Here is a 6168-nt window from a genome sequence, read left to right as displayed (position 1 = left end):
TGTTGCGTTGCCCACACCGGCCCCGCCGCCCGCCACCCGGCCCGCGCGCTCCCCCCCCGGCGTGGGGGGTTGGGTGGGGGGGGGGGCGCTTCCACGTCGGGATTCCCTGCGTGGAGAGAGCCCCCACCCGCCGCGCTCTTCGAGCGCGTCGGCCTCCCCCGCAAGCGGGAGAGGCGAAGCGAGCCAGCCGATAAAACTCGTGAACATCATATGCGATTGCCCTGCCGCGGCCGGGAACCGGATTGCACCAACGATGTCCGGGCATAAAAAAAGCCGGGGCGATCCCCGGCAGCTGGAACGAGGGCGTCGGCGAACACGTCAGGACCATATCTCGGCCCGTGGCCGATGAGGCCCTGGGGGAAACCGCGGAACGAAGACCGCTCCGCACCGAACGAAGAAAGACCGTTTCTTCTGCCGTACCGATCCTCAGGCTTGAGGAAGTTTCGATCCGGCCGTTGACCTGATGTCTCGCCGACACCCTCTTTCGTCGACCAGAGCGCTTCAGGGAGAAACCGGCTTTCGCAGGTCAGTCGCTGGGAGGCTCTCGTGACGCGCCGGCATCAAGGACACCGGCATCCTCTCGAAGACGAGAGTTACTTCTTCTTCTTGGCGACCTTGCGGGTCTTCTTCGCAGTCTTCTTCACTGCGCTCTTCGCCTTCTTCGCCTTCTTTGCCTTCTTAGCCATGTTGCCCTCCTGATGTAGTGAGATGGCTTTGTCGCTGTTGTGCACTCGGGAATCGAGATGCACGTCATTCGAAATACAGCAACAACGTCAAAAAAAACAGCGTCCCGCTTAAGGAAGTGTTGACGCGCGGCTGCGCGAGCGCATCGCGCGCATCATGCGACGACGCGACGATGCGTGCGCATCGCGATGCGCGAAACGCTCGCGCCGCCCGCGTCCGCATTCGTCGGCATCGCAGGAAATGCCTGTGCCGCAGTGATTTCCTTGATTCACGCTCGACGCATTTCTTGCGCGATGAAAGCGCGCGCGAGCGGGCCAACGTAGTTAACGGCTCCGTTCGCGGACTCCGAGTCGCGAATTTTGGCAAGAAAAATATTTTCGTGCTCACCGGCATGTTCGCTCGCTCGCGCGCATCGAACGTCGCCGTTCTTGCGAATCATCGTCCGTCGATTCGCAACACGCGCGTCGCCTCGCGCACGTCATGCGCGATCGCTTTGCGACGAAAAAGGAAGATGCGAGGCGACGAAGCGGTGGCGGCGCGCGACGTTCGCGCACGCCGCCGTCAAAGACCGAGCTTCGTCTTCAGGAGATCGTTGACGGCTTGCGGGTTCGCCTTGCCGCCGGACGACTTCATCACCTGGCCGACGAACCAGCCGAGCGCCTGGGGCTTCGCTTTCGCCTGCGCCACCTTGTCAGGATTGGCGGCGACGATCTCGTCGACCACCTTTTCGATCGCCGACAGGTCGGTGACCTGCTTCAAGCCGCGCGCCTCGACGATCGCGCGGGGGTCGCCGCCCTCCTGCCAGACGATCTCGAACAGGTCCTTGGCGATTTTGCCGGAGATGGTGCCCTCGCCGATCAGGTCAACGATCGTGCCCAATTGAGCGGCCGACACCGGCGAGCCCGCAATATCCCGGCCTTCCTTGTTGAGCCGGCCGAACAGCTCGTTGATCACCCAGTTCGCGGCCACCTTGCCGTCGCGCTTCTGGTCGGAGAGCTTCGCCAACACCGCCTCGTAGAAATCGGCGCTCTCGCGCTCGGCGACCAGCACGCCGGCGTCATAGGCCGACAGTGCAAAGTCGGCGACGAAGCGCGCCTTCTTCTGGTCCGGCAGCTCCGGCAGGTGCGCCCTGAGGCCGTCGACGAAGGCCTGGCTGAATTCCAGCGGCAGCAGGTCGGGATCGGGGAAGTAACGGTAGTCGTGCGCCTCCTCTTTGGAGCGCAGTGAGCGCGTCTCGCCCTTGTTGGGGTCGAACAGACGGGTCTCTTGCTCGATCTGCCCGCCCTCCTCGACGATCTCGATCTGGCGCCGCGCCTCGACCTCAACCGCCTGTCCGATGAAGTTGATCGAGTTCAGGTTCTTGATCTCGCAGCGGGTGCCGAGCGGCCCGCCCGGCTTGCGCACGGACACGTTGACGTCGGCGCGCAGGGATCCCTTCTCCATGTCGCCATCGCAGGTGCCGAGATAACGCAGGATCGAGCGCAGCTTGGTCACATAGGCCTTGGCCTGCTCGGCATCGCGGATGTCCGGTTTCGAGACAATCTCCATCAGCGCGACGCCGCAGCGGTTGAGATCGACAAGGGACTGCGACGGCAACTTGTCGTGCAGCATTTTTGCCGGGTCCTGCTCCAGATGCAGCCGCTCGATGCCGATGGCGGCGGTCCTGCCGCCCTCGAGCTCGACGGTCACCTCGCCTTCGCCGACGATCGGCGACTTGTACTGGCTGATCTGGTAGCCCTGCGGCAGATCGGGATAGAAATAGTTCTTGCGGTCGAACACCGAGCGAAGGTTGATCTTTGCGTTGAGGCCAAGTCCGGTCCTGACAGCCTGCCTGACGCATTCCTCGTTGATCACGGGCAGCATGCCCGGCATCGCGGCATCGACCAGCGAGACCTGGCTGTTGGGCTCGCCGCCGAATGCGGTGGAGGCGCCGGAAAACAGCTTTGAGTTCGAGGTGACCTGGGCATGGATTTCCACGCCGATCACGACCTCCCAGTCGCCGGTTGAGCCCTTGATCAGCTTGCCGCCGGTCGCCGTCATTTCCGTTCTCCTCCGCCGAGCGTAGCGGCGATCCGCTCCCACTCGGCATCCAACGAGTCCTTTGCCACCGGCTGGCCCGCCTGGCGGTACCAATAGCCGGCGTTGCCAAGATCGCCCTCGACGCGGTGCAGATAGGCGTGCACCCAGGCGGCGTCCCTGGTGTCTTCGTCCTGGACGATCTTGTGCGCAGCGTCCCAGTCGCCCTTGGCGGCCCACCACAGCGCGGCCAGCGGCGGGCTCAGCGTCGGCGCCGGCAGTGCGTCTGAAAGGCTGGCTTTCAGATCGGCCATGCTCACCACCACTTGGGCGCGGGGAACCGGCCGGCGGCCTGCTCGATCACCTCGCCGAGCGCGAACAGCGTCTCCTCGTCGAAGGGACGGCCGATCAGCTGCAAGCCGAGCGGCAGGCCCTGGCTGTCCTTGCCGGCGGGCACCGCGATGCCCGGCAGGCCCGCCATGTTCACGGTCACCGTGAAGATGTCGTTGAGATACATCTCGACGGGATCGGCGCCGCCCTTCTCGCCGACGCCGAACGCCGCCGACGGCGTCGCGGGCGTCAGGATCGCGGTGACGCCCTTGGCAAAGCAGTCCTCGAAGTCCTTCTTGATCAGCGTGCGAACCTTCTGGGCACGCAGATAATAGGCGTCGTAATAGCCTGCCGAGAGCACATAGGTGCCGATCATGACGCGGCGGCGCACTTCGGCGCCAAAGCCGCTCGCGCGGGTGTTCTCGTACATGTCGATGACGTTGCGGCCCTGCTCGCGCAGGCCGTAGCGCACACCGTCGTAGCGCGCGAGGTTGGAGGAAGCCTCCGCCGGCGCCACGATGTAGTAGGCCGGCAGCGCGTATTTCGTGTGCGGCAGCGACACCTCGACCAGCTCGGCGCCGGCCGCCTTCAGCCAGGCCGCGCCCTCGCTCCAGAGCCTTTCGATCTCGTTCGGCATGCCATCGAGGCGATACTCCTTGGGGATGCCGATCTTCATGCCCTTCACGGACCTGCCGATCGCAGCCTCATAGTCCGGCACATCAATGTTGACCGAGGTCGTGTCCTTCGGATCGTGGCCGGCCATCGAGCGGAGCAGGATTGCAGCGTCGCGGTTGGTGCGTGCGATCGGACCTGCCTGGTCGAGCGAGGAGGCAAAGGCGACGATGCCCCAGCGCGAGCAGCGGCCATAGGTCGGTTTCACGCCGACGGTGGCGGTGAACGCCGCAGGCTGGCGGATCGAGCCGCCGGTGTCGGTTGCGGTCGCGCCCATGCAAAGCAGCGCCGCCACGGCGGAAGCCGATCCGCCGGACGAGCCACCCGGCACCAGCGCGGTGTTGGAGCCCTCGCGCCGCCAGGGATTGACCACCGGACCGAAGCACGAAGTCTCGTTCGACGAGCCCATCGCGAACTCGTCGTTGTTGAGCTTGCCGAGCATCACCGCGCCGTCGCGCCAGAGCTGCGAGGTGACGGTGGACTCGTAGGTCGGCACGAAATTGCCGAGGATCTTCGAGCACGCGGTGGTGCGCACGTCCCTGGTGGCGAACAAATCCTTGATGCCGAGCGGAATGCCGGCGAGCGGCCCGCCCTCGCCCCTGGCGATGCTGGCGTCGGCGGCCTGCGCCATCTGGCGCGCCCTGTCGGGTGTCTCAAGAACGAAGGCATTGAGCGAACGCGCGGCTTCCATGGCCGCCAGATGCGCCTCGGTCAGCTCGCGCGACGAGAAAGACTTTTTCGCGAGGCCGTCGCGGGCCTCGGCGATCGTCATCGATGTCAACGTTGTCATTTATTGATCGGGCTGCAGAAGAACGGGGAGAGCGTCTTGTCGTTGGCGGGGTCGTCCTGCTTCGGGCGGGTCAGCTCGCTGGCCTCGAGCGCATCGAGCACGGCATCGATCGCCTTGTCGGGATCGGCCTGTTTGCCCTGCTTCTCCATGGCATCCAGGAAGTCCATATAGGCCTTGTAGGCCTTCTCATCGTCGCAGAGCAGACACATGCGTCACCTCTATTCCACGACCTTGGGCACCAGGAAGAAGTGATCCTCGGTCGCCGGCGCATTCTTCACGATGTCGTCGGCGATCTCGCCGTCATTGACGACATCGGCCCGCTTCTTCATCTCCATCGGCGTCACCGAGGTCATCGGCTCGACACCCTCGATGTTGACCTCCGACAACTGCTCGACAAAGGCCAGCATTGCGTTCAGCTCGCCCTGCAGATGGGGAACTTCGGCGTCGGTGACCGCGATCCGCGCCAGATGCGCGATACGGCGAACGGTCGTGGCGTCCACGGACATTATATAGGGCCTCAAGCGGGGGTTTCAGCCCGCCGTATAGCAGAGGCCGCTTTTGCGCCGCAACCGCGGGGGCTGCCCGCTTAACCGGCCATTTGCGCGAGCCGGGCCAGCGCCCCGCCGGCCAAGGCCCGGGTAAGCTCCGCCGCGGGCATTTCCTTGCCCATCCGCACCGCCTGCCCTGCCCAAAGATTGGTGAAATCGACCCTGCCGAGCTTTTCGGCCGCCGCCTTCAGGGGGCCGAGCGCGGTGGCGGCATGGGGGAATGCCGGGGCATCCGGCGAGATCGGGCCGACCTCGCGCATCACGCGGTTGGCGACGCCGCGCGCGGGGCGGCCGGTCATGACGTTGGTGATGACGGTGCTCTCGTCGGTAGCCTGCGCCAGCGCCACACGCGCCGGAGCTGTCACCTTCGATTCGGGGCAGCGCAGATAGGCGGTGCCGATCTGCACGCCGGAGGCACCGAGCGCAAAGGCCGCCGCGATGCCTCGCCCGTCGGCGATGCCGCCTGCTGCAATGACCGGAACTTTCACGGCATCGACGACCTGCGGCACCAGCGCGAAGGTGCCGGGCTGCTCGGCGATATTTTCCGTCATGAACATGCCGCGGTGGCCGCCCGCCTCGGCACCTTGCGCGATGACGACGTCGGCGCCGTTCTCCTCCAGCCAGATCGCTTCCTTCACGGTGGTTGCCGACGACATCACGATTGCGCCCGTTGCCTTGACGCGCTTCACGAGATCGGGCGACGGCAGCCCGAAATGGAAGCTCACCACCTCGGGCTTGAGCTCCTCGACCACGGCACAAAACGCCGCATCGAACGGCGCACGGTTGGCGGCATTGACGGGTGCGGCCGGATCGAGCCCGAACTCCCCGTAGTAGTCGCCCAGTCTCGCCCTCCAGCCGGCTTCGCGCACGGGATCGGCATCGACCGCCCTGTGGCAGAAGAAGTTCATGTTGACCGGCGCGGAGACGCGCTGACGGATGATGTTGACCTGCTCGCGCGCCTTCTCGGCGGAGATCATCGCGCAGGGCAGCGAGCCCAGCGCGCCGCCTTGGGCCGCGGCGATGACGAGTTCGGCATCCACCACCCCCGCCATCGGCGCGAGCACGATCGGAAATTCGGTCTTGAAGAGGTCGAGGAGACGGCGATCGGGCCACATGGCTTTTCTCATT

General features: G+C 65.4%; 6 protein-coding genes. All 6 read right to left on the bottom strand.

Going from position 1 to position 6168, the window contains the following annotated elements:
* Positions 1-1245: 1245 nt before the first annotated feature.
* The 6 genes from gatB to ACT4OC_RS21070 all read right to left on the bottom strand — a co-directional run bounded on the left by gatB (position 1246) and on the right by ACT4OC_RS21070 (position 6155).
* Positions 1246-2724 carry an Asp-tRNA(Asn)/Glu-tRNA(Gln) amidotransferase subunit GatB gene (gatB, locus tag ACT4OC_RS21095; RefSeq protein WP_444840966.1) on the bottom strand — a complete coding sequence of 493 codons (1479 nt, stop codon included), beginning with the start codon at positions 2722-2724 and terminating at the stop codon, positions 1246-1248.
* Positions 2721-3014: a hypothetical protein gene (locus tag ACT4OC_RS21090; protein WP_444840965.1), complete on the bottom strand. Its 294-nt coding sequence runs from the start codon at positions 3012-3014 to the stop codon at positions 2721-2723. The genes gatB and ACT4OC_RS21090 overlap by 4 nt, the downstream gene beginning before the upstream one ends.
* Before the next feature lie 2 nt (positions 3015-3016).
* On the bottom strand, positions 3017-4492 hold the full coding sequence (gene gatA / locus ACT4OC_RS21085; RefSeq protein ID WP_444840964.1) for an Asp-tRNA(Asn)/Glu-tRNA(Gln) amidotransferase subunit GatA: 1476 nt from the start codon (positions 4490-4492) through the stop codon (positions 3017-3019).
* Positions 4489-4701 carry a hypothetical protein gene (locus tag ACT4OC_RS21080; RefSeq protein WP_291611082.1) on the bottom strand — a complete coding sequence of 71 codons (213 nt, stop codon included), beginning with the start codon at positions 4699-4701 and terminating at the stop codon, positions 4489-4491. Before ACT4OC_RS21080 ends, gatA begins: the two co-directional genes overlap by 4 nt.
* Positions 4702-4710: 9 nt before the next feature.
* Positions 4711-4998 carry an Asp-tRNA(Asn)/Glu-tRNA(Gln) amidotransferase subunit GatC gene (gatC, locus tag ACT4OC_RS21075; protein WP_444840963.1) on the bottom strand — a complete coding sequence of 96 codons (288 nt, stop codon included), beginning with the start codon at positions 4996-4998 and terminating at the stop codon, positions 4711-4713.
* A gap of 80 nt (positions 4999-5078) precedes the next feature.
* Positions 5079-6155 carry an NAD(P)H-dependent flavin oxidoreductase gene (locus tag ACT4OC_RS21070; RefSeq protein ID WP_444840962.1) on the bottom strand — a complete coding sequence of 359 codons (1077 nt, stop codon included), beginning with the start codon at positions 6153-6155 and terminating at the stop codon, positions 5079-5081.
* Positions 6156-6168: the final 13 nt, after the last annotated feature.

The organism is Bradyrhizobium sp. (assembly GCF_052389815.1).
Lineage (GTDB): Bacteria > Pseudomonadota > Alphaproteobacteria > Rhizobiales > Xanthobacteraceae > Bradyrhizobium.
The sequence above is the reverse complement of the archived record's forward strand: the minus strand, read 5'-3'. Positions and strand labels throughout refer to the sequence as shown.